The sequence below is a fragment of the Actinomadura rubrisoli genome, assembly GCF_004349215.1.
In the GTDB taxonomy this organism is placed as follows: domain Bacteria; phylum Actinomycetota; class Actinomycetes; order Streptosporangiales; family Streptosporangiaceae; genus Spirillospora; species Spirillospora rubrisoli.
In genome coordinates this window covers 1-4623 of the sequence record NZ_SMKU01000517.1, presented here as the reverse complement: position 1 = coordinate 4623, position 4623 = coordinate 1, and the positions used below count along the sequence as shown (strand labels likewise).

Genomic DNA, 4623 nt, shown 5'->3' with positions numbered 1-4623 from the left:
AGGTCGGCGATCTCTTCCGGGGTCAGGTGCGGGCTCCGCCGCCCGCGCGCTTCTCTCAGCTGCGCTTCGGCCGCGGTCTTTTGAGCTTCCGTCTCAGCGACCCATCGCGCGATCGTCACCGAGTTCCCGCCGGCCTCCAGTGCGGCACGGTGCCGTTCGAGTTTGGTGTCGCATTCCTTGATCTTGTTCCGTGCCTGCTCTGCTGCCGATTCTGTACTCGTCGGAAGCTGAGCCTGGTTCATGGCCCTGATGGTCTCGGTGATCCGGTGGGGGGCCAGGACACGGCTAAGCCAGCGATCAAGCTCGGGGAGCAGATGATCCTCGCGGACGTAGACGTTGCGCGGGTGCGCGACCTTGTTGGCCAGCCCGTATTCCTCGGGGAACCGGCATCTGTAGTACGTGGCGGTCCCGTTGTGGTGGGCCTGCATCTTGCGGTCGCACAGACCGCACCACATCGTGCCCTTCAGCGGGTAGCAGCGCTTGCTGTGCCGCTGCCTGGGCTTGTCGGGCCGAGGCGCTTCTGTGAACCGCTGCTGGGCACGCGTGAAGGTCTGCATGTCGATGATGACGGGATGGACGATCTCCTCAGAGAACACCCAGCGGTCTTGTGCGTTCCAACGCAATCTGGTGGTGTGCCCAAGAGCGATGTCATCGACGTCCAGCAGCACCTCGTCCTTGCGCTGCTTGTTCCAGACCTGGTAGCCGGTGTACCGCGGATTCTTCAAGATGGCCCGGACGGCGCTCTTGGACCACGCGATGCCGCACCTGTGCCGGTTGCGCGCGCGATCGTGACTCGACGGGCTGGGGATGCCGTCGCGCGTGAGCCCCTCGGCAATGGCGAAGCAACCTCTTTTCCGGTGATTGCGCATGCCGAGGAACTCGGCGAAGATCCGCTGCACGATGCCCGCCGCGAACTCATCGATCACCAGATGCTTGAGCCGCTTGCCGTCAGCAGCCTTGGCCGGGTTGGGGTGTAGACCGGCGTCCTCGAGCCGGTACCCGTAGGGCGGCCGTCCGCCGAGGTAGCGGCCCTCGGTCGCGGTGATCGCGGCCATCGCCGAGCGCACGCGGATCTTGATCCGGTTGCGTTCGCCTTTGGACAGGCCGCCGAACACGCCCATGATCATGTCGTGGGCTTCGTTGGCCGGGTCGATGGGTCCGCCGACTTCGGGAACCCAGAGCGGGATCGTGAAGTGCTCGAAGATCGGGAAGGTCAGGGAGTACTGGTTTCCGTAGAACTCGCGGTGCGGCTCTCCGATCACCACCGCGTCGAAGTTCCGTTGGAGATTCTTGAGCTCAGAGACCAGTTGCGAAGCTTGGGGACGGCGCGCCCAGGGGATCGAGCGGGACTTGTCGACGTCGAAGAACTCGGCGACGATCACCCCTCTCCTGGGCTCGATGAGCGCACGTGCCCGACGGAGCTGCCAGGCACGCGAGGCCGCCGGGTCTTGGTTGTCCTCGGTCGAGACCCGCCCGTAGAAGGCGAACCTCAACTTCTGCGAATGGACGGCCGTCTGTGGCACAGGCGTGGTCGGCAGTGTCATTTGCTGTTCTCCTGTCGGGGCTCGGATGATGGGACGGGCCGGGAACGCGCGGCGAGCAGGTTCCGCAGCAGGACCCGGGCTGCGTCCGGCGTGAACTGTGGCGGTTCCTCAGGCACCGAAACCCGCACCCTGCGTTTGGTGTCGTCCGGAGTGCTCATCGAGTGACCACCCCACGCATGCGAAGGTCGGCGCCGTACCGGAACCGGTCGGTAGATCCAGCACCACCTCGTTGAGCAGGGTCAAACCACATCAAGCGCCTGCACAGCGCTGACGGCGAGACGGCCACCCAGTCGCAGGCCCACTCGCCGGAACCGGCAAAGCTGTTAACCGGCTATCCCCGTCCGCCGTGGCCTGTTGGAAGATCAGGAGGTCTTCGTGGGCGGTGGCGCAGGCGGGGATGCCGCGTTCGCGGGCGCGGCGGGTTTCCAGCATCTGGAAGAACGAGGCCCGGTTGACCAGCGCGCCGTCGCGCAGGCCGGCGAGCAGGGCGACGTAGCGGCCGGCCAGGGCCAGGCCGTGCTGGTGGGCGGTGTCGATGACCAGGCCGGGAAGGTCGATCAGCTCGCCCTTGACCCGGATGGGCCGGACGGTGACCGCGACGATGCCGGACGGCTGGAGCAGGGTGGCGCTGCCGGCCAGGATGACACCGAATCCCTCCAGCAGTCCGGGTAGGGACTGGTAGGCGAGGTTGGCGTTGTCGCTGGAGTAGCGGTAGTGCCGTTTGACGATCTTGCCGCCGTTGTTGTCGCGGCTGGAGCGGAGGTGGCCGTGGGTGTGGGAGCCGTAGGGCGGTGAGGTGAGCACCAGGCTGGCCTTGCCACGCAGCGGGGCGAACACGGCGGCGATGTTGCGGGCGTCACCGCACGCCAGCTCAGCACGGCCGGTGGCACCGCGGGCGTAAGCGTGCCGCAGGTTGCCCAGGGCCAGATCGACGAAGTCGCGTTCGTACTCCACTCCCACGGCGTCGCGGCCCAGGCAGATGGCCTCGACCAGGGTGGTACCGATCCCGCACATCGGATCGATCACCAGCTCGCCCGGTCGCCCAAACCGAAGCCAACACCGGGGCTGGCCCTGGGGTCGGTTCGGGATTGTTGTGAGTGGAGTGGTTCATCGGGTGGCTCCGGTGTGTGCAACAACCCGCAGGTTCCTGTCTGCCTGGCTCTGTGTGGTCGTCTGCTCATGGAGCTGGGGCTGGTGTTTCACAGTCTTGGGCTGTGCGATCATGGTCCGCTGATGGATCTTCAGGATTTCTGAAAAAATTTCGTTGGCTCCGATCGAGCTGTGGCTTGTGTGAAGGTGTGGTGGCTCGGGTTGGGTCTGGCGGCGGTCCGGGATCTTCGGGATGTGCGTGCGCCTGCCGGGCCCGAGGAGGTGGCGGCGTTCGAGACCGATGTACTGGCCGGTTTCGTGCTCGCCCGGGCGTCGGCGGGGCTCGCCGACAGCACGGTCAGTGGTGATGTCGGTCATCTGGACCAGGTCCGCGCTTGGCTCGGCCGCCCGTTGTGGGAGATGCAGCCCGCCGACGCCGATCTGTATTTCGGTCGTGTGCTGCGGGAGGCGGCGAAGGGAACCCGGCTGGCGCGAGCGCAGGCACTCAAGACCTACTTCCTGTTCCTGGAGCTGCGGCACCAGCCCGAGATCCACCAGCTGACCGGGCATGTGGTGGCGTGTCCGATCGATGAGATGAACCGGCCGCGCGGCGGACGCGGGGCGGCGCTGCGGATCCCGCCATCGACCGCCCAGATCGACCAGCTGTTCGCCGGATGGCGGTCGGATCTGGCGACCTGCCGGAAGTTCGCGCCGACTGCCCGCAACTACGCGGCCGCCAAGTTGATGGCCGACGTCGGGCTGCGTATCAACGAGGTCCGCACCCTGGACCTGGCCGACGTGAAGTGGGGTCTGGGCCGGTTCGGCAAGCTCCATGTCCGGCACGGCAAGGGCGCGCGGGGCTCCGGTCCGCGCGAGCGGATGGTGCCGCTGATCAACGGTGCGGACCGGACGTTGCGGTGGTTCGTGCAAGACGTCTGGGGCCATTTCGACCGAGACCACACCCGACACCGCGCGCCGCTGTTTCCCTCCGAACGCCGCAACGCCGACGGCTCCAGCGGCCGGATCGGAGACGACCGGCTGCGCGCCGCGCTCGCCGAGGCCACCACCCGGCATCTGCCGGACTGGACAGCGAAGCTGACCCCGCACGTGCTGCGGCATTTCTGCGCGAGCCAGCTGTATTCGGGCGGGATGGACCTGGTCGCGATCCAGGAAGCCCTCGGACACGCCTGGATCGCCACCACGATGCACTACGTGCACGTCCACCGAACCCACGTCGAAGACGCCTGGATCGCAGGTCAACAACGTGCCGCCGCTCGGCTGAAGGGATTGTGAACCGTGAGATGGAACCTGCGCCTGGCCGCGGCGAACCGCGGCGTCTGGAAGGCCTCGGAGCTGCAGCGCAGCCTGGCCGAGCACGGTCTTGTCATCTCGGCCGGCAAGATGTCCGGGCTGTGGTCCGGGCAGCCGGTCTCGGTCAAGCTCGCCGACCTCGACGTCATCTGCAAGGTCTTGGACTGCCAGATCGGCGAGCTGCTGATCCCCGAACCGGACAAGGTCGACGCCCTGCCCGAGGCCGAGGCCCCGGCCGCCGCCGCCAGTTCGTCCGGCCCGACGGTGCTGCCTCGCCGTCGTGACGGCCGTTCGCTTCCGCCCACCTGACCGGTGAGCCGAACACCCAAGTGGCCGGCGGCCAGCTGCCTGGCCTGTGACGCCTGGGGCGGCATGGCCCACCGCGGACTCTGCCTGGTCTGCTATGGCTTCCAGGCACGCAACCCCGGCACCGGACCCTGCGCCGCCTGCAGCCGCGACCGGCATCTGAAGAAGGACCATTGCCGGTCCTGCTGGGTCCAGGCCGGCCTCGACCGGCCCCCGCTGAAGGTCCCCCGCCACCGGGTGCTGCTGCCCTACGTCCGGCAGGTCCGCCACCACCAGTTGTTCCTCGCCGGAACCGGTGCCCCGCGCGACACCATCCCCAAACGGCCCCGCCGGCACGGAGGCGGCAGCGGCGCCCCCGGCCTGGCCGCCAAAC

5 protein-coding genes are annotated in these 4623 nt (G+C 67.7%); 3 read left to right on the top strand and 2 right to left on the bottom strand.

From position 1 onward, the window contains the following. Both E1298_RS44360 and E1298_RS44355 read right to left on the bottom strand, forming a co-directional pair. Window positions 1–1544: recombinase family protein (locus E1298_RS44360; RefSeq protein ID WP_131903381.1), on the bottom strand; the 1544-nt coding region annotated here is incomplete at its 3' end. Window positions 1545–1793: 249 nt separating this feature from the next. After that, window positions 1794–2573 (bottom strand): TRM11 family SAM-dependent methyltransferase, encoded by a 780-nt coding sequence (locus tag E1298_RS44355; RefSeq protein ID WP_279499672.1) that lies wholly within the window; start codon window positions 2571–2573, stop codon window positions 1794–1796. Between the two features lie 342 nt (window positions 2574–2915). Here E1298_RS44355 and E1298_RS44350 point away from each other — a divergent pair, with 342 nt between their 5' ends. From E1298_RS44350 to E1298_RS44340, 3 genes are all read left to right on the top strand, one after another. Beyond that, a complete protein-coding gene (locus E1298_RS44350; protein ID WP_207945226.1) occupies window positions 2916–3926 on the top strand; it encodes a tyrosine-type recombinase/integrase in 1011 nt (336 codons plus the stop codon). Window positions 3927–3929: 3 nt separating this feature from the next. Then, window positions 3930–4253 carry a helix-turn-helix domain-containing protein gene (locus E1298_RS44345; RefSeq protein ID WP_131903378.1) on the top strand — a complete coding sequence of 108 codons (324 nt, stop codon included), beginning with the start codon at window positions 3930–3932 and terminating at the stop codon, window positions 4251–4253. 3 nt (window positions 4254–4256) lie between these two features. Further along, window positions 4257–4623: hypothetical protein (locus E1298_RS44340; protein ID WP_207945225.1), on the top strand; the 367-nt coding region annotated here is incomplete at its 3' end.